Annotated in this window: 19 protein-coding genes; 15 read left to right on the forward strand and 4 right to left on the reverse strand. The window is 64.9% G+C overall.

What is annotated here, in order from left to right; all coding sequences use genetic code 11:
* The first annotated feature begins 3 nt into the window (after window positions 1-3).
* The 7 genes from pgeF (at window position 4) to ileS (ending at window position 7,659) form a co-directional block, all read left to right on the forward strand.
* On the forward strand, window positions 4-717 hold the full coding sequence (gene pgeF / locus KXR83_RS15665; protein WP_437425852.1) for a peptidoglycan editing factor PgeF: 714 nt from the start codon (window positions 4-6) through the stop codon (window positions 715-717).
* Window positions 710-1,465 (forward strand): YggS family pyridoxal phosphate-dependent enzyme, encoded by a 756-nt coding sequence (locus tag KXR83_RS15670; protein ID WP_437425595.1) that lies wholly within the window; start codon window positions 710-712, stop codon window positions 1,463-1,465. Before pgeF ends, KXR83_RS15670 begins: the two co-directional genes overlap by 8 nt.
* 97 nt (window positions 1,466-1,562) lie before the next feature.
* A complete protein-coding gene (locus KXR83_RS15675; protein WP_437425596.1) occupies window positions 1,563-2,288 on the forward strand; it encodes a cell division protein SepF in 726 nt (241 codons plus the stop codon).
* A gap of 66 nt (window positions 2,289-2,354) precedes the next feature.
* A complete protein-coding gene (locus KXR83_RS15680) occupies window positions 2,355-2,636 on the forward strand; it encodes a YggT family protein (RefSeq protein ID WP_437425597.1) in 282 nt (93 codons plus the stop codon).
* 338 nt (window positions 2,637-2,974) lie between these two features.
* On the forward strand, window positions 2,975-3,796 hold the full coding sequence (gene wag31, locus KXR83_RS15685) for a DivIVA-like cell division protein Wag31 (RefSeq protein WP_030171394.1): 822 nt from the start codon (window positions 2,975-2,977) through the stop codon (window positions 3,794-3,796).
* A 20-nt stretch (window positions 3,797-3,816) separates the two neighbouring features.
* Window positions 3,817-4,191 (forward strand): hypothetical protein, encoded by a 375-nt coding sequence (locus tag KXR83_RS15690; RefSeq protein WP_437425598.1) that lies wholly within the window; start codon window positions 3,817-3,819, stop codon window positions 4,189-4,191.
* A gap of 180 nt (window positions 4,192-4,371) precedes the next feature.
* A complete protein-coding gene (gene ileS, locus KXR83_RS15695; RefSeq protein WP_437425599.1) occupies window positions 4,372-7,659 on the forward strand; it encodes an isoleucine--tRNA ligase in 3,288 nt (1,095 codons plus the stop codon).
* On the opposite strand, the gene KXR83_RS15700 is transcribed toward ileS, so the two are convergent.
* Window positions 7,656-8,402, reverse strand: a complete 747-nt coding sequence (locus tag KXR83_RS15700; protein WP_437425600.1) for a TetR/AcrR family transcriptional regulator — start codon at window positions 8,400-8,402, stop codon at window positions 7,656-7,658. The two genes, ileS and KXR83_RS15700, sit on opposite strands and share 4 nt — an antisense overlap.
* A 114-nt stretch (window positions 8,403-8,516) precedes the next feature.
* Between KXR83_RS15700 and KXR83_RS15705 the strand changes: the two genes are divergently transcribed.
* Complete coding sequence (locus tag KXR83_RS15705) at window positions 8,517-8,978, forward strand: nitroreductase/quinone reductase family protein (RefSeq protein ID WP_437425601.1); 462 nt, start codon at window positions 8,517-8,519, stop codon at window positions 8,976-8,978.
* 67 nt (window positions 8,979-9,045) lie between these two features.
* The gene (locus KXR83_RS15710; RefSeq protein WP_437425853.1) at window positions 9,046-10,407 is read left to right on the forward strand and encodes a DNA polymerase IV; all 1,362 of its coding nucleotides are present in this window, start codon (window positions 9,046-9,048) and stop codon (window positions 10,405-10,407) included.
* 3 nt (window positions 10,408-10,410) lie between these two features.
* On the opposite strand, the gene KXR83_RS15715 is transcribed toward KXR83_RS15710, so the two are convergent.
* The gene (locus tag KXR83_RS15715) at window positions 10,411-10,983 is read right to left on the reverse strand and encodes a TetR/AcrR family transcriptional regulator (protein ID WP_437425602.1); all 573 of its coding nucleotides are present in this window, start codon (window positions 10,981-10,983) and stop codon (window positions 10,411-10,413) included.
* 57 nt (window positions 10,984-11,040) lie between these two features.
* Here KXR83_RS15715 and KXR83_RS15720 point away from each other — a divergent pair, with 57 nt between their 5' ends.
* Together KXR83_RS15720 and KXR83_RS15725 are read left to right on the forward strand one after the other, a co-directional pair.
* The gene (locus KXR83_RS15720) at window positions 11,041-11,700 is read left to right on the forward strand and encodes a lysophospholipid acyltransferase family protein (protein WP_437425603.1); all 660 of its coding nucleotides are present in this window, start codon (window positions 11,041-11,043) and stop codon (window positions 11,698-11,700) included.
* A 134-nt stretch (window positions 11,701-11,834) separates the two neighbouring features.
* The gene (locus tag KXR83_RS15725; protein ID WP_437425604.1) at window positions 11,835-13,397 is read left to right on the forward strand and encodes a DUF222 domain-containing protein; all 1,563 of its coding nucleotides are present in this window, start codon (window positions 11,835-11,837) and stop codon (window positions 13,395-13,397) included.
* A 63-nt stretch (window positions 13,398-13,460) separates the two neighbouring features.
* Here the strand turns inward: KXR83_RS15725 and KXR83_RS15730 are convergent, their stop codons facing one another.
* Window positions 13,461-14,393: an asparaginase gene (locus KXR83_RS15730; protein WP_437425605.1), complete on the reverse strand. Its 933-nt coding sequence runs from the start codon at window positions 14,391-14,393 to the stop codon at window positions 13,461-13,463.
* Between the two features lie 147 nt (window positions 14,394-14,540).
* On the opposite strand from KXR83_RS15730, the gene KXR83_RS15735 reads away from it, so the two are divergent.
* The gene (locus tag KXR83_RS15735; RefSeq protein WP_437425606.1) at window positions 14,541-15,077 is read left to right on the forward strand and encodes a hypothetical protein; all 537 of its coding nucleotides are present in this window, start codon (window positions 14,541-14,543) and stop codon (window positions 15,075-15,077) included.
* Between the two features lie 65 nt (window positions 15,078-15,142).
* Here KXR83_RS15735 and KXR83_RS15740 read toward each other — a convergent pair whose 3' ends face one another.
* Window positions 15,143-16,126 (reverse strand): hypothetical protein, encoded by a 984-nt coding sequence (locus tag KXR83_RS15740; protein ID WP_437425607.1) that lies wholly within the window; start codon window positions 16,124-16,126, stop codon window positions 15,143-15,145.
* A 39-nt stretch (window positions 16,127-16,165) separates the two neighbouring features.
* Here KXR83_RS15740 and lspA point away from each other — a divergent pair, with 39 nt between their 5' ends.
* From lspA to KXR83_RS15755, 3 genes are read left to right on the forward strand one after another with little or no spacing between them, the layout of a single operon-like run.
* Window positions 16,166-16,921, forward strand: coding sequence for a signal peptidase II (lspA, locus tag KXR83_RS15745; RefSeq protein WP_437425608.1), 756 nt, complete (start codon window positions 16,166-16,168; stop codon window positions 16,919-16,921).
* The gene (locus KXR83_RS15750; protein WP_030172828.1) at window positions 16,914-17,840 is read left to right on the forward strand and encodes an RluA family pseudouridine synthase; all 927 of its coding nucleotides are present in this window, start codon (window positions 16,914-16,916) and stop codon (window positions 17,838-17,840) included. Before lspA ends, KXR83_RS15750 begins: the two co-directional genes overlap by 8 nt.
* Window positions 17,841-17,843: 3 nt before the next feature.
* Window positions 17,844-18,521 (forward strand): hypothetical protein, encoded by a 678-nt coding sequence (locus tag KXR83_RS15755; RefSeq protein ID WP_437425609.1) that lies wholly within the window; start codon window positions 17,844-17,846, stop codon window positions 18,519-18,521.
* The last annotated feature ends 6 nt before the right edge of the window (window positions 18,522-18,527 follow it).

Raw genomic sequence — 18,527 nt, forward strand, 5'->3', positions numbered from 1 at the left:
GGGATACGGATCAGGCGGGTTGTCACCGCCCGGTTCGGTGGTGTCTCCACCGGTCCGTACGCGTCGTTTAACCTCGGCGATCATGTGGGCGACGATCCGGATGCGGTGCGCCGCAATCGACTTCGCCTCGCCGAGAAGATCGGCGTGGACCCGGCGCGCATGGTGTGGATGGAGCAGATCCACAGCCGCAACGTGACCCGGGTGGACGAGCCGGTGACGGGCGCAGTGCCTGCCACCGATGCGTTGATCACCACCACGCCCGACCTCGCGTTGGCCGTCCTCAGTGCTGATTGCGTACCGGTGATGCTCAGTGACGAGACGGCGGGTGTGATCGCCGCAGTGCATGCCGGCCGGGTCGGAGCGCGCATCGGGATCATCCCCCGCACGCTCGAGGCCATGGAGGAAGCCGGCGCCAAGGTCAGCCGCATCGGCGCATTCCTCGGCCCCGCCGCCAGCGGTCGTCAGTACGAGGTGCCCGCGCAGATGCAGGCCGATGTCGAAAAGCATCTGCCCGGCAGCGCCACCCGCACTGCCAAGGGGACACCCGGACTCGACTTGCGCGCCGGTATTCGCCGTCAACTCCTGTCCTCGGGCGTTTCTGCGGTTGCCGAGGACCCGCGATGCACCATCGAGGATTTGGCGCTGTTCAGTCATCGCCGTGACAATCCCACCGGCCGGCTGGCCTGCGTGATCTGGATGGACAGTGGAAGTGCCTGATCAAGACTCGGTGTCCCCAGCACGGGCATCGCAACTGGCGGCCAATCTGGCCAGTGTCCGCCGGCGCGTGGACGAGGCGTGTGTCGCGGCCGGTCGTGCTCCCGCCGATGTCGCACTGCTGCCGGTGACGAAGTTCTTCCCTGCGGCGGACGTGCTGGCGCTGATCGAGGCCGGAGCCACCGAGTTCGGCGAGTCGCGGGAACCCGAGGCCGGCCGGAAGGCCATAGACGTGCGAACCGCCACCGGCCGCACGGATCTGCGCTTCCACATGATCGGTCAACTGCAGCGCAACAAAGCCAAGTCTGTTGCGCGCTGGGCTGATCGAGTGCATTCGGTGGACAGCCTGAAGTTGGCGCAAACCCTCGACCGCGCCACCGGCGTCGCTCTCGACAATGGTGAACGCGCTGCCGCGCTGGAGGTGCTGATTCAGGTCGGCCTCGACGATGACGAAGCGAAAGGCCGTGGGGGAGTGGCGGAAAGCGACCTCGCCGGGCTGGCCGAGTCGATCGCCGAACTGCCCAACCTGGTGCTGTGCGGGCTGATGGTCATCGCACCGCTGCATGGTTCGGCGGACCGTTGGATGGCGGAGTCCGCGCGCATCCACCGTGATTTCGTGGCGCAGCACCCCGAGGCGCGAGAGCTGTCCGCCGGTATGTCGGGAGACCTGGAGATCGCAGTGCAACACGGATCAACCTGCGTGCGTGTCGGTACCGCGATCATGGGGGACAGGCCGCTAATCTCGCCATAACGGTTAGTCACATCAGTAACAGCGACAACATGACTAACAGTGGCAACAGGACTGCAGGAGTTGTCGAGTACCGGCCGCGGCTGAAAGAGGAATTGCGATGAGCACCATCCACAAGTTCAAGGCGTACTTCGGCATGGTCCCTCCCGGTGACTACGAAGACGACTACCTGGACGATCCCGCTCCGGCGCGGTCGCGCCGCTACGAGCGCGACTACCGCGACGAGCCCGACTTCCGCGAAGGCGATTACCGCGCCGAGTACCGCGACGACGTGGACGACCGCGAGTACCGCGAAGCCGACTTCCGTGACGGTGAGTACGAGCGCGTTCCCGAGTACGCCTACGCAGGCGCCCGTCGTCCGCAGTTCGAATCGATCGACCGTTACGCGTCTGCCCCCGCGCCGGCACGGATGACAGGTCGCCTCGAACCGCTCGCCACACGCACGGTCGGCACCCGGCCCTCCGCAGTCGGTGGCCCCTCCACCCGCGGCGCCCTCGCCATCGACCCGCGCGCAGAACTCGATCGGGTCTTCGAAGAAGGCAACCCCCTAGGCAAGATCACCACCCTGCGGCCCAGCAGCTACGCCGAGGCGCGCACGATCGGCGAGCGGTTCCGCGACGGCAGCCCCGTGATCATGGATCTCGTGGAGATGAGCAACGCCGACGCCAAGCGACTCGTCGACTTCGCCGCCGGTCTCGCGTTCGCGCTGCACGGCTCGTTCGACAAGGTGGCCACCAAGGTGTTCCTGCTGGCTCCCGCCGACATCGACGTCTCGCCCGAGGATCGCAAGAAGATCGCTGAAACCGGTTTCTACAACCACCAGTAGGTCGGCCGACAGGCCCGCCGGCCTGTCGTTTTCACATCCGGGACCGAAATCGGGCAGAGTTGTGGCGTGACGATCGCACGCGAGATTATTTACTACCTCCTTTTCATCTACTGGCTGCTTCTGCTCGGTCGGTTGGTGATCGAATTGGTGCGAACCTTCGCCCGGGAGTGGCGACCCACCGGAGCCTCGGTGGTGGTCATCGAAAGTGTCTTCACCACGACCGACCCTCCCATCAAGGCCCTTCGCCGAATCCTGCCGCCGATCCCGCTCGGACCCGTTCGCCTGGACCTCTCGCTGATGATCACAATGATCGTGGTTCTCATCGCGATGTCGTTGGTCGCCGGCTAGTCGGATTCGCCTGCGGGTCGTACCCCCGGATGGCAAGCGGGGGCATTAGTATCGAGTAGGTTGATAACGAACGGGTCACAAACTCGGGACGCGCCGTAGTAAATGGTGCGTTTTGACACCCGTTTGATTTCGACATAGCAACCAAAGGGTGCGACGAACGGTTCTAGTGTGACAGGATGGACGCCAGTTACAGGCTAGATGTCGATCGTGAATAATATGGCTGACCGATCCATGATCTGGGTCGCGTCGGAAGTGGCATTCATGGGCGGTGACTAGGCCAGCCAGCACCTCCAGACAAGTAGACCAATGTTCGACACAAGGTATAAGGGGACCGACCAATGCGGCTGACACCAGCTGATGTGCACAACGTCGCGTTCAGCAAACCGCCGATCGGTAAGCGCGGCTACAACGAGGACGAAGTCGATCAGTTCCTCGACTTCGTAGAAGCTGAACTGGCGCGTCTGATCGAAGAGAACTCCGACTTGAAGCAGCGCGTCGAGGAGCTGGAGGGCGAGGTGGATCAGGCCAAGAAGGCTGCCCCCGCGCAAGAGCCGGCGACACAGACCTTCGCCAAGCAGCCCCCGGCCCCCGAGCCGGTGGCGCAGCAGCAGCCGCAGCAGTCCTCCAACGAGGACCAGAGCATCCGGGCAGCCCGCGTGCTGGGCCTGGCGCAGGAGACCGCGGACCGTCTGACCAACAACGCGCGCAGCGAGTCCGAGGCCATGGTTGCCGACGCTCGCGCACGGGCCGATGCCCTCGTCGGCGACGCCCGCTCGAAGTCCGAGGCGATGCTGAGCGATGCCCGTCAGCGTTCCGAGGCGATTCTGGCCGACGCGCAGTCGCGCGCCGAGACCCAGACCCGGCAGGCGCAGGAGAAGGCCGACGCTCTGCAGGCCGACGCCGAGCGCAAGCACACCGAGATCATGGGCACGATCAACCAGCAGCGCTCGGTACTCGAGGGTCGAATCGAACAGCTCAAGACGTTCGAGCGTGAGTACCGCACGCGGCTCAAGACGTACCTCGAATCTCAGCTCGAAGAGTTGCAGCAGCGTGGAAGCGCCGCACCCGTGGACAACGCACGTGGTGGCGACGCTTTCTCGTCCGATCCCGGCAACGGTGGTTTCACCAACTCCGGCGGATTCAGCAAGCCGAACAACTGATTTTCGTCGGGGTCTGATCCGTGCTGGTGCTGGCGCTGGGCGCCACCCTGGTGGGGTTCGTCCTGCTGGTGGCGGCGCTGGTCAGCGGGATCCTCTGGCTCGCGGTCGCGTGCATCGTGGTGTGCGTGATCGGAGTCGGATTCCTGCTGGCAGACCTGATCGGGCTCGGCCGCCGGTCGAACTCTGATCAGGCCGACCACGACGTCCGGGAAGACTCGGGCGCGGGCGACCAGGCAGACCCCGGGTCCGCCGATCAGGTGCGAGACCCGAGCGGGCATCAGCAGGACTCGGATGCCCAGGGTCACTCTGAATCGCAGGGTCACCCGGAATCGCAGGGTCACCGGTACGACGATGACCCGCCCACCGAGGAAATACATCTCGACAAGCCGCGTTAGACTTGTCATCAGCGTTGATCCGGCCATCACCGGGGAGCTCTCGGAAGAACAGGACCGCCCTGGCGGTCCCCAGTAGAACCGGGCGGGTGAGGCCCGTCAACGCCTCGACGATTACCGGCGTATCGCCGGCAGATCGACCGAGTGGCGTCCACGGACGCAAGCGGGGTGGTACCGCGGCCGATGTTCATCGGTTCGTCCCCGTGCCAGGCAGCAAAGCCGACGCACGAGGAGACGGTAGTGACCACACAGGACCCGATATCAGCCCCATCGACGAGTGGCTCAGCAACTCGCGTGTACCCGCTGGTCGATCTCACCGGGGGAACCAAGGCCGGCGCGCCGTCTTTTCCCGAGGTCGAGAAGCGAGTGCTCGACTACTGGCAGGCCGATGACACGTTCCGGGCCTCGATCGACAACCGCGCCGACGCGCCTGAGTTCGTCTTCTACGACGGGCCTCCCTTTGCCAACGGGCTGCCGCACTACGGTCACCTCCTCACCGGCTACGTGAAAGACCTCGTTCCGCGTTTCCAGACCATGCGAGGCAAGAAGGTCGATCGCCGCTTCGGTTGGGACACCCACGGCCTGCCTGCCGAATTGGAGGCCGAACGCCAGCTCGGGATCACCGACAAGTCCCAGATCGAGACCATGGGCGTCGCGAAGTTCAACGACTATTGCCGCGCATCGGTGCTGCGCTACACCGACGAGTGGCGGGAGTACGTGACGCGCCAGGCCCGATGGGTCGACTTCGACAACGACTACAAGACCCTGGACATCGACTTCATGGAGTCGGTGATGTGGGCGTTCAAGGCGCTCCATGACAAGGGCCTGATCTACCAGGGTTACCGCGTGCTGCCGTACTCCTGGTACGAGCAGACTCCGTTGTCGAATCAGGAGAGCAAGCTCGACGACGCCTACAAGATGCGCCAGGATCCGGCTGTCACGGTGCGAATGACCCTGCGTCCCAGCGATACCGGTCCTGCCGCGCTCGACGGGGTGGAAGCCCTGATCTGGACCACCACACCGTGGACACTGCCGTCGAACCTGGCCATCGCCGTCAATCCGGAGTTCGAATACAGCCATGTTCGTGGGGGGGACGGGCAGCAGTACCTGCTCGCCACCGCGTTGCTCGGCAGCTACGCACGCGAGTTGGGTTCGGAGCCCGAGGTTCTGGGGACCTACCGGGGTGCCGAGCTGGAGAACGTGCACTACACCCCTCCGTTCGACTTCTTCGCGGGTCACGAGGGTGCGCACCGTGTTCTGCTGGGTGACTACGTCACCACCGACAGCGGTACCGGAATCGTCCACCTCGCACCGGCTTTCGGTGAAGAGGACATGGAGCTCGCGACCGCGTACGGCATCGAGGTGGTGCAACCACTGGATGCGGGCGGTCGATTCACGAGCCTGGTCGCCCCCTACGAGGGCCTTCAGGTCTTCGACGCGAACCCGGTGATCATCAAGGACCTCAAAGCCGCGGGCAAGATCCTGCGCCACGAGACGATCGAGCACTCCTATCCGCATTCATGGCGGTCGGGAAAGCCGTTGATCTACATGGCCGTGCCCTCGTGGTTCGTCGCGGTCACCACATTCCGCGACCGGATGGTGGAGCTCAACAAGCAGATCGAATGGTCGCCGGAGCACATCCGGGACGGCCAATTCGGTAAGTGGCTCGAAGGAGCCAAGGACTGGAACATCAGCCGCAACAGGTACTGGGGTGCGCCCATCCCCGTGTGGGTTTCCGACGATCCCGAGTATCCGCGGGTCGACGTGTACGGCAGTCTCGACGAGCTCGAGCGCGACTTCGGCGTGCGTCCCGACAACCTGCACCGCCCGTTCATCGACGAGCTCACCCGCGCCAATCCTGATGACCCGAGCGGTAAGTCGATGATGCGTCGGGTTCCGGAAGTGCTGGACTGCTGGTTCGAGTCCGGGTCGATGCCGTACGCACAGGTGCATTACCCGTTCGAGAACACCGATTGGTTCGAGGGAACGGACTCCGTACCGGGTCACAGTCCGGGTGACTTCATCGTCGAGTACAACGGGCAGACGCGCGGATGGTTCTACAACCTGCATGTCCTGTCGACCGCACTGTTCGACCGCCCGGCGTTCCGTACCGTTGCCGCCCACGGCATCGTGCTCGGCGACGACGGGCAGAAGATGTCGAAGTCGAAGCGCAACTACCCCGACGTGAACGAGGTGTTCGACCGTGACGGCAGCGATGCCATGCGGTGGTTCCTGATGGCGTCTCCGATCCTGCGCGGCGGCAACCTGGTGGTGACCGAGCGCGGGATCCGCGAGGGTGTTCGGCAGGCGTTGCTACCGCTGTGGAACGCCTACAGCTTCTTGCAGTTGTATGCAGACCGGCCTGCGCAGTGGAGTACCGGCTCGACCAACGTGCTCGATCGGTACATCCTGGCCAAGGCAGCCGCCACTCGCGATGTGATGACCGGGCAGATGGAGACCTATGACATCGCGGGGGCGTGCGACGAGTTCCGTCACTTCTGCGACGCGCTCACCAATTGGTATGTGCGCCGGTCGCGTTCGCGTTTCTGGGCGGGCCAGGACGATGCGCCCGAGGCCTTCGACACGTTGTACACCGTGCTCGAGGTGGCCTGCCGCCTGGCGGCGCCGCTCCTGCCGCTCGCCACGGAGGCGATCTGGCGGGGCCTGACCGGAGGTCGCTCGGTCCACCTCACCGATTGGCCGACCGACGACGAGTTGCCGGCCGATCCTGATCTGGTTGCGGCGATGGACGATGTGCAGGCCGTCTGCTCGGTGGCCTCGAGTCTGCGCAAGGCGAACAAGCTCCGGGTGCGCCTGCCGCTGCCGTCGCTGACGGTGGCATCTGCGGATGCCGAGCGGTTGAGGCCGTATTCCGATCTGATCGCCGACGAGATGAACGTGAAGTCGGTGCGTCTGACCGATGATGCGGACCAATACGGCCGGGTCGAGCTCGCGGTGAACGCCAGAGTTGCCGGACCCCGTCTGGGCAAGGACGTCCAGCGCGTCATCAAGGCGGTCAAGGCGGGCAACGTCACGATCGACGAGCGTGATGGTGTCGATGTGGTCAGCGCCGATGGCATCGAGCTGCTCGAAGGTGAGTACACGCGCAAACTCGTTGCAGTACAGCCGGAGTCGACCGCTGAGCTGCCTGCCGGGGCGGGTCTGGTGGTGTTGGACACGTCCGTCACCGAGGAACTCGAGGCCGAGGGCTGGGCCAAGGACCGCATCCGCGAGTTGCAAGAAGCGCGCCGCGCGGCAGGTCTGGACGTGTCCGACCGCATCCGCGTGACACTCGCGGTGCCCGACAACCACGTCGAGTGGGCGCAGCGGCACCGCGATCTGATCGCCGGGGAAGTTCTTGCGGTCGAGCTCGACCTGGTGGCCGGTCACGACGGGAACGCCGCCGGCGAGGGGGTGGCCTTGGGCGACGGTGTGCAAGCGACGCTGGTGAAGGCCACCACGGCCGGCTAACCAGCCGACGGCTGGTCGCGGCCGAGTCCGATCCGATCGAGTACGCCGCCGATCTGGAGGTCGAACAGGACCTCCAGATCGGTCGGCGGTTCGGAACCGAACTGGCCGAACACTTCCAGGCTCGTCAGCCCAACCGTGGTGGCCCACAGCAGGATCGCCGTATGAACGTGTTGATCGTCGATGTCGAGGTCGAACTCGTCCCTGATGGGCGCGAAGCCGGCACCTGGTAGGTCGCCGTAGCTCGGCTGATCTGCGATCCGTCCGGCAGATGCCGCCTGCTGCAACGTCGTCAGCAGTAGACCGACAACGCGCGTGCCCGGCTCGGTGGTCAATTCTGCGGGTGCCTGGTAGCCGGGCACAGGGCTGCCGTACAACAGCGCGTAGCGGGCCGGTTCGGCCACCGCCCATCGTCGGAAAGCTTGGCAACTGACCATCAGTCGTTCCCGGAATGCGTCTGGGGCGCCCGATTCGTGCGCTTCGACCACGTGATCTGCCAACTCGGTGTACGCATCCACCACCAGCAGCGTCAACAGCTGATCGCGGTTGGCGACGTACCGGTAGACGGCGGACGAGACCACGTCGAGGTCGCGTGCGATGGCACGCAGCGACAGCGCCGCAGCGCCATATCGGGCCAAATGATCGCGGCCGAGTTCGAGGATGCGTTCCTGGGTACGGGCGCGGGCCATCGCGCGCGGTGTCGACTCCGTCGCGGTCTTCTCTCGGTGGGGCGTTTGCGGGGGCACCCGCCCATCCTCACACAAAAGAGAGCAGTGCTCTTGCTTTTATGGCGACTGGGGCGCACACTCGGAGAAACAGAGAGCAGTGCTCTCATAAACTCGAGACACCCAGGAGCCACCATGACCGCCGCGACCCACTACAACAAGCCTGGTAAGTCCGTTGCCGTGTTCAACTCGGTTGTCGCCTGGATGGCCGACCGTGGGATCACTCTCGCCGGCGCCCGCACGCTCGAGGTCCGGGGTCGCAAGACCGGTGCGATCCAGCGCATCCCGGTCAACCCGTTGCGCCTGGGCGGTCGCACATTCCTGATCGGTGCTCGCGGAGAGACGCAGTGGGCGAGGAATGTGCGGGCGTCGGGAGAGTGCACGCTGCGCGGTGGCCGGACTTCGACGACCTACCGCGTCATCGAGTTGGCCCATGCGGACAAGCCGCCGGTGCTCCGCCCGTATCTGAAGCGTTGGGGCTGGGAAGTCGCGTCGTTGATGCCCGTCAAGATCTCCGCAGGCTCGAGCGATGACGAACTGGTCGCTGCGGGCCCGGCCATTCCTGTGTTCGAGCTGACGCCGGTGCACGTCCGCTGATCCGCTGAATGGGGCATACCATCACTGTGTGCGGGTGCAGGACGGGAACATCAGTTCCCGGTGGGTGATGCATATCGACATGGATGCGTTCTTCGCATCTGTCGAGCAGCTCACCCGTCCAACACTTCGAGGCCGCCCGGTGCTGGTCGGGGGACTGGGCGGCCGAGGAGTGGTCGCCGGCTGCAGTTATGAGGCGCGGGTTTTCGGTGCCCACTCGGCGATGCCGATGCACCAAGCGCGTCGACTGGTCGGTCCAGGCGCCGTGGTCCTCCCGCCCCGCGGGTCCGTCTACCGGGCGGTGAGCCTGCGGGTCTTCGGCCTGATTCGCGCCCAGGTTCCTGTCATCGAGATGTTGTCTTTCGATGAGGCTTTCGCCGAGCCGGTCGAACTGGCAGGCGCGCCGGCCGACGTTGCCGCCGCTTTTGCCGAGCGCCTCCGGGCACGTATTCGGGACGAGCTGGGCCTGGCCGCCTCGGTCGGCTTCGGGAGTGGCAAGCAGATCGCAAAGATCGCGTCGGGAATGGCAAAACCGGACGGTGTGGTGGTGGTGACCCCGGGGGAGCAGCGCGAGTTCCTCGCCCGGCTGCCGGTGCGCAAACTCTGGGGCATCGGACCGGTCGCCGGGGAACGACTGCAGCGCTTGGGAATCGACACCATCGGAGACCTCGCAAGGATGTCGACGCTGGAGGTGTCGTCGGTTCTCGGTGCCACCGTCGGGCCCGGGTTGCACCTCCTGGCTCAGGGGATAGATGACCGGCCGGTCGCAGAACGGGCGTCGGCCAAGCAGATCAGCGCCGAATCGACGTTCGCCGAGGACATCACCGACCTCGGGCATCTACGCGGTGCTGTCGAGCGGGCTGCGACGTCTGCGCATCGGAGACTGCTCGCCGACGGGCGGGGCTCTCGCACGGTGGTGGTCAAGCTGAAGAAGTCGGACATGTCGGTGCTGACCCGGTCGACCACACTTGCGGCTGCGACCACCGAGCTGCCCGTACTCGCTGCTGCCGCGCAGCGGCTGGCGTTGGATCCCCAGGAGATCGGGCCCATCCGCCTTGTCGGAGTTGGTTTTTCGGGACTGACGGCGGTGCAGCAGTTTGCGATGTTCCCCGAGCTCGACTCCACCTTCGAGGCCCCGGAGTCAAGCGCAGAATCGACATCGGAGGAGATGTACCACCCGGGAGGTCGCGACCCCAACGCCGACCGGCTGCGTTGGACCACCGGCAACGATGTGCACCATCGCGAGTTCGGGCACGGGTGGGTCCAGGGCAGCGGACACGGCCGGGTCACGGTTCGATTCGAAACACGTAGTCGCGGTCCGGGATTCGCCAAGACATTCTCGCTGGACGATCCGCAGTTGGAAGTGGCGGATCCGCTGCTCAGCCTGGATTGGCCGGAAGAGCATCTCCGGTTCGCGAACGAGGATGAGTAGCGGTCACTGCTCGGCGGCTGCATGCAGGTGGACAAACACGGCGTCGGTCACCAGGGTCTCGAGGTCTGTCTCGAACACGTCGAGGGCGCGAGTCGCGGTCAACACGGCGATTCCGTGTATCGACGCCCACAGCAACAAGGCTCGGCTGCTCGCCTGTTCGCGCCCGACAACGGCCGCGACCAGCCCTTCCACGGTGGTGAGCATGGGGATCGTCGTGGCGCGCAGGTTTTCGCCGCCACCTTCGAGCAGATCGTGGCGGAACAGGAGTTCGAACATCCCGGGTCGGCGTGCGGCGAAATCGACGTACGCGCGAGCCATCGCTGACAGTGTTGCATTCGGTGAAGTAGATGGCTTCGAAATTGATTCCGCCATAGCTGTTTTCAGATCGCCCAGGCCGACCGCTGCGATTGCCGCCAACAGGCTCTGGTGAGTGGGGAAATAGCGCCTCGGCGCACCGTGTGACACGCCCGCATATCGCGCAATCGATCTCAGTCCGACAGAGGCGAGACCCGCCGTGTCGACGAGTTCGATGCCTGCCTGCACCAAGAGCGCTCTTGTATCTGGAGGAGTCGCCATGTAGACAGTGTCTACCAGCGGCGTAGACATTGTCTACAGGAGGAGGGTCGTCGATCTATGTGGTACTGGCTTTTCAAATACGTCCTGATCGGGCCCTTCCTGCGGCTCGTCGCGCGTCCACGCGTTGTCGGGTTGTCGAACTTCCCTCCGACCGGACCTGTCGTCGTGGCGGCGAACCACTTGGCGGTGGTCGACTCTCTGATGATGGTTCTCGTGTTGCCACGCCGGGTCACCTTTGTCGCCAAGGAGGAGTACTTCACGGGCAGGGGTATTCGCGGCTGTGTGCAGCGGTGGTTCTTCTCGGCCACCGGGCAACTTTCCATTGACCGCCGAGGGGGTGTTGCGAGCGTTTCCGCACTTGATGAGGCTGTTGCCATCGTCGGTGCCGGCGGCGTGTGGGGCATCCACCCCGAGGGCTCGCGATCGAGAGATGGGCTGCTGCACCGAGGAAAGACCGGCGTGATGCGTGTCGCCTTGATGACGGGTGCGCCGGTTGTGCCATTGGCACTCAAGGGAACCGACCGCGTGAACCCTCCTGGCGCGCGGCTGTGGCGGCCCGGCAAGGTGCACGTCGTAGTCGGACAGCCCCTTGTCCTGGCGCGGTTTTCGGCTGATAGTCCAACGGATGTCCGTGAGGCCACGGACCATCTGATGGCAACCCTCTCGCGATTGTCGGGCCAGCAGTATGTCGACACCTACACGCAGCGCGCTGCGTAAACCTCTCTCTGCCAACGTCGTTAGTTCTCCTGCACCACAGGTTCACAACGAAAGTAATATCGAACATTTGTTCGATAATGTCGGGTTTTGTTGGTAGACTTGATGAAAGGGGTTCGAGGGCTGGGGGCTTGTCGATGAGTGATTCGGTGACGGTGGATCCACCGCCGGTTGCGGTGTTGGTGGCGAAGTACCGGCAGTTGCAGGATGTGTTGGCTGACATTGCTGCAACGTCAGCAGCTGATGTTGATGATGTGCAGGTTGCTGAGTTGGTGCGGGTGAACGAGAGAGTTGTTCGGGCACTGTCGTTTCAGGGTCTCAGGCGGTTGCAGGAGGTGAATGATCGGGGTTTGTTTCGTAAGGCTGGTCATTCGACGTTGCATCGGTTTGTGATGAGTGAACTGCGAGTGTCTCGTGGTGATGCTTCGTCGCGGTTGAAAGCGCTTGATGCTGCTGGTGTGTTGTTGTCGATGCAGGGTGAGGCGTTGCCACCGAAATGCCCTGCCGCAGCCGAAGCTTTGGCCGAGGGTGCGATTGGGTTGGCGCACATGGATGTGATGCTCAAAGTCCGCGACAAGATCCCGCACAAGTCGGCGCCGGAGGTGTATGACGTGGTCGATGCGTGGATGACCGACAATGCCCGCACCCTGGGCCCTACCGAACTTGAAGTGTGCGGGCGGGAAGTGTTGGCGCGGGTTGATCCGGACGGGTCGTTGACCGATGACGCTGACCGCAAACGCAACCGGGGTTTGTCGGACGGTCCCCAAGGGCTGGACATGATGGCCAAAATCAGTGGCAACCTCGACCCAGCAACGTTGGCGCTGTTTCGGACCGTGATGGATGTGTGGGCAGCACCCGGGATGAACAACCCGGATGACCCGAACTCACCCGTGGGTGCCGTCGACGACCCGAGCATGGATCCAGCGATCATCGAAGCCGCGGCCGGACGTGACACCCGTTCGCGTGCGCAACGTCAGCACGATGCGTTCAAGGCGATCTTGAAGACCATTCTCGAGTACAAGCTGTTGGGTACTTCGCATCGTGGCTTGCCGGTGCAGGTGATCATCACGATGACCAAGCAACAGCTTGATGAGGCCGCAGGCATCGCCCACACCGCCTCCGGGGTGGATATACCCGTGAAGGATGCGCTGGAGTTGGCGGCTCGGGCGGATTGGTCCTTGGCGGTGTTCGCCAACCACTCCGCGGACGTCCTCTATTTCGCGCGTGCCAAACGCACTGCCCAGCAAGGGCAGCGGATGGCGTTGTTCGCCAAAGACCGAGGGTGCACCAGTCCGGGTTGCCGTAATCCGATCTCCTGGACCGAGATCCATCACACCACCGCCTGGGCCGACGGCGGCCACACCGACATCGACGAGCTGGCCCCGGCGTGCATTCCGCATCACGCGATGATCGGGCCCGGCGAAGATCAATGGCAGACGGTGATGGTCACCGACGGCCCCGACGCCGGCCGGGTGGCGTGGATCCCACCGAAATACATCGACCCTGACCAACAACCCCGCATCAACCGGGCCCACCACACCGACCACACCATCGAGGCGGCCTGGCAGAAAATCATCGCCGAACGCCAACAGGCACTCAACGAACGTGAAGAACGTATGCAGCTCCAACACAACCGGGCCGAGTTGATGGCAAGCCAAGACAGCGACGACACGGGTGACTGCGACGACTCAACAAATTAATCCGATAAGTAGTCGGTCCAAGCGCACACAAGAGATCAGCGCACAGCTGCAGAGGTCGGACGTCTACTCGGCGGCGAAAAACGCCGCGACATCGGCATGCGCTGCGTCGCCGGCGAGCAACGCCTGCAAGGCAATCCGCGCCTGAGGCCCCCGCAACCACGGCGAGATGATCGCACCACGGGCGGCCAGATCAACAGCGCCACCGCCGCCGCCGTACGTCGCGACGATCTCTCCCAACGGAACCCTGGAACACACGACCACCACAACGCCGCGAGCGATGACGTCGGCCACCGCATCCACCACCCGCGGGTGCGTGTTACCGGAACCCGTGGCAACCAAAACGATTCCCGTCGCGCCCGCGTCCGCGCACCAGGCGATTATCGACGCGTCGACGCCGGGATACAACATCACGATGTCCACCCGCGTGCCGGCGATGGAAGTCGGCGTGAGCAGAGGCCGCGGGAGATCGGCGCGCACCGTGGCAAATGGTGCATCGGCGGCACTGTCGAACTTGGTGGTGCCACGAGCCGGTACCAGCGTGCCACCCATCGCGATGAGAACCCCGCGGTCGCGAGACAAGGGATCAACCGCCGCAGCGATGGCAGCAGACAGGTTCGCTGGACCATCGGCGTCAGGTAAATCCGCCGGACGCTGGGCCCCGGTCATGATCACCGGCCGGGGATCGGCGTGCATCAGATCGATGAGCATCGCCGTCTCCTCCATGGTGTCGGTGCCGTGGGTGAGCACCACGCCGGTCACCGATGGATCCTCGAGCTCGGCGACCACCGCCGACCGCACCGCGTCGAGATCCTCCGGCAACAGAGACGAGGAATCGAGGTGGAGCACCTCGCGGGTCCGAAGCTCGACACCCGCTTCGGTGTGGTCCGCCACCAGCTCTTCTGCGGCCAGCGCCGGACGCGCGCCATCGGCAAATCGGCGACTGGCGATGGTGCCACCAGTGGTGAGAATCGACACCAGAGGTTGTGTTCTGACCACGCCGCCAGCTTTGACGGCTTCACCGCTATGCGTCAACTCGACATGTTTTTGGCATAGTGGGGCAGGACCGACGGCCCAAGCGGCCGACCGACTAGTTCTCACTGCCTCCATCTCGGTGGTAGCGGTGACAATGAGTAAGGACGGATTTTGAAGCTTCGCAAGTTCGTGACCGCCGGCGTCGCACTATGCGCCTTTGTTTCCATCGCTGCCTGTTCAGACGACGGCGGTAGCGACGACCCCACCACCACCACGACGACCTCCACCACCACGGATGCCGGACCGAGCGGGTCCACCAGCCCCGACGGCCTCACCGACCCCAAGAAGCCACCGACGGCCGCAGCGCTCAACACCATGCTGGAAACCGCGCTCAATCCTGACATCCCGAATACGGACAAGACCGAACTCGTCGAGGGATCGGATGCGGATCCGGAGATCTTCGACAAGCTGATCGCGGGTATGAAGGCCAACCCCGACGTCACCTACGAGATCGTCGCGCCCGTGCGTCCCGCCGGAGCCAACCAGGCCAAGGCCAACGTGAAGATCAACTTCCCCGACCAGCCGCAGACGCAGGTCGAGGCGCTGATCGCGTATAACGAAGGACGTTGGAAGCTGTCGAAGACGACGGTGTGCCTGCTGCTCAGCGGAGCCAACGAGAAGAGCCCGATGTGCCCGGCAACTAGCTGACACCCACATCAGAACCAGAAGCGCCGCAGACGACGTGTCGTCTGCGGCGCTTTTTCGTGTGGACGTCAGTTGGCCGGCGACCACGCCGAATCGAAGCCGAGCAGCTGACTGAACGGTTGTGCTCCCTCGGCGCCGACCAGGGTCCGGCCACCAGAGATCTTCAGCTGGCCCGAAATGGGCACGCCCCTGGCCAGATCGATCACCACTGAACCGGCCCCGGTCATCGAGTAGGCGTCGATGGTCAACACCCCACCGTCGGGGAGCCGAAACGCTGAGTCGGTGGGCGACTCGTCGATGCTGTAGTCGATGGTCAGCCGCTCGCCCTCGCGGGCGGTGAGAGTTGCGGTGATCGTCTGACGCACTGTCGCCCCGGCGTTCACTGTCCGGACGGCCTGCCAGCGCGCCCCGACCCCGATCGGCTCGGTCGGCAGGGTCACAGAACGCTGCAGCGTCGCGACCAGCGCTTCTTCGACGGCCTGACGGGCACTGTCGTCGGCTTTCTCGGTCGGGAGTATCCGCAGCGAGATGGGCGCCACGCCGGGTCCGATGCTCATGCCCGCGCGCGAGCCGTTCTGGGCCTCGAGCGCCTGGTCCAGGGCAGTGTCGGGGGAACTTGCATCCCCGATCCGGAGATCGATGTCGGTTGCGTCCGTGCAGTTGACCCTGACCGTCATCGGAAGATCCACCGTGGTCGCGCCCGACTCGGCATCCTGCTGTCCGGTTGCAGAAGCAAACGTCGACGTGGTGACCAACTTCGCCGACTGCGCGGTCCCGCGATCGAATCCCGCGACCGGCACCGACCTCGGCTCGGCGCCGTTGGTCTCCACCGTGACCTTCGCCGGCGGCACAGCTAAGAGCGCCGCAGAACTGGAACCGGCCGTCGAATCGGTGGCGCACCCCGAAGGAGGCTGAGGCGGCGGTTCGTCATCGGAACCGCAACCGGCTAGCCCGATCGCCATAACCGTCACCGCAGAGATCACAACCGGCGTGCTGAGCAGACGGGACGAGAGGGGGCCGGAGGTGGCGCGGGCCAGAGCTGGATGGGACACGGCAGCCAGCGTATCGACCGGGTCGTGGATGATGGACAGGTGACAAGCGAGAAAGGGTCCAGACCGTCGAGCGAACCCCGGCCGTCGAACGAGCCCACGCCCTCCCCGGCGGACAACCCGGCCGACAGCACGTCGGGCAGCCCGGCCGACAGCACGTCGGGCAGCCCGGCCGACACGTCGGGCAACCCCACCCGTCCCAGGATGTGGTTGATCCTCTTGGTCGTGGCGGTCACCGTGCTGGCTGCCGACCTGATCACCAAGATCGTCGCGGTCGCCTTGATCGAACCCGGCGACCCGGTGGAGATCATCGGCGACACCGTCACCTTCAAGCTCGTCCGGAACAGCGGTGCCGCATTCTCGATGGCCACCGGCTATACGTGGATCCTCACGCTGATCGCGCTCGCCGTGGTCGCGGGGATCATCCGCTACAGCCATCGACTCGGCTCGATCTGGTGGGCCCTCGGTCTCGGTCTTGTGCTCGGCGGTGCTCTCGGTAACCTGATCGACCGCATCTTCCGGGCCCCAGGTCCGCTTCGCGGCCATGTGGTCGACTTCATGTCGGTGGGCTGGTGGCCCGTGTTCAACATCGCCGACTCCGCCGTGGTGTGTGGCGCGATCGGTCTGGTGGTGCTCACCCTGTTCGGATTCGAGTTCGACGGAACGCGTTCGGGTGGAGCAAAAGACGCCGACGACCCTGCCCGGGCCGACTCCGACACCACCAATACCGACTCCGACTCCGACTCCGACACCGCGACCGGCTCGGCGCAGAGCGACCGTCAGGCACCTGATGCGTGAATCACGGTCGATGCCGATCCCGGATGGGATCGACGGAATGCGCACCGACGCAGGCGTTGCCCGCATGCTCGGACTGTCGAGGACGGTGGCGGCTCAACTCGCCGACGATGGAGACATCAGCGTCGACGGCTCGCCGGTTGGTAAGTCCCACAAGCTGGTCGGCGGTCAATGGCTCGAGGTGCTGTTACCGGCACCGGCCCGCGTGCTCACCATCGAGGCCCAGCCGGTCGAGGGCATGGAGATCATCTACTCCGACGACGACATCGTGGTGGTCGACAAACCGGTCGGCGTCGCGGCACATGCGTCGGTGGGGTGGACCGGGCCTACGGTGATCGGCGGGCTGGCTGCCGCGGGTTTCCGGATCTCCACATCGGGGTCGCACGAACGGCAGGGCATCGTGCACCGTCTCGACGTCGGGACCTCCGGGGTGATGGTCGTCGCCACGTCGGAACGGGCTTACACACTGCTCAAGCGGGCTTTCAAGCAGCGAACTGTGGACAAGCGCTATCACGCTGTGGTGCAAGGTCATCCGGATCCACCCACCGGCACCATCGACGCCCCGATCGGCCGTAGTCGCGGCAATGACTGGAAGTTCACGGTCTCTGCGGCGGGCAAGCCCAGCATCACCCACTACGACACCATCGAGATGTTCCGCGCGGCAAGCCTTCTCGACGTCCATCTGGAAACGGGGAGGACGCACCAGATCAGAGTGCACTTCTCGGCTCTGCACCATCCGTGCTGCGGCGACCTCACCTACGGCGCCGATCCGGTACTCGCAAAACGGCTGGGGCTGGAGCGCCAATGGCTGCACGCCCGCGCACTGTCGTTCGCCCACCCCTCCGACGGTCGTCTCGTGGAGTTCACCAGCCCGTACCCCGACGACCTGCAGCATGCGCTTGATGAATTGCGTGCCGGCTAGCAGGTGAAGGTCGCAGCTCGCACCACCGTCGTGGCGGTCGCCGTCCTGGTGTTTGTTGTCGGTGGCCTTTATGTGGTCGGGCGGCTCAACCCTGCGCCGACCGCCCCCGTCACCACCGACATCTTGGGTCCGGAGAACGGCGAGCAGGTGTCGGAGTACATCGCTCGGGCGACGCGCTCGCTCGACGGGACGACCTCACCGGACTCGGCACGCTGGGCCCTGGTGTCGTTGTCGACGCCGGTGAGTGTGGGTGCAGCCCAGGATCTGGTTGGTTCCAGGGCGCGGGTCATGGTGTCGCAGAACATCTTCAACGTGCCGATCGATCGCGTGCAGACGCCCACCGTGGTGGTGCCGACCGGCAACACCAGCGAGTCGTTCGCCGCGTCGGTGCAGGTGGGCGCTCAGGCTGTGATGAGTAGGACACCCGGTACGCCGCGGGCCGAGCAGGTGAACGAGGTCGCGGCCCGACGGCTGCAGGCGAGCTGCTCATGCCTGATCGGAATCGTCGTGCGGGCAGATCTCGGGCAACTCCGATCGATCGCCGGCGAACCGGGTGTCCGCGCGGTCCAGGCACTGCCACCTGATGCGCTCGCAGGCTTGTTCACCGTCATTCCGCTGCTGCCCTCGGTCACCACGGTGGTCGGTCCGGGGCCCGACGATGGCGAGGTCCCGGCCGCCTAGGTCGTT

It is taken from the genome of Williamsia muralis (assembly GCF_051487485.1).
In the GTDB taxonomy this organism is placed as follows: Bacteria; Actinomycetota; Actinomycetes; order Mycobacteriales; family Mycobacteriaceae; genus Williamsia; species Williamsia muralis_B.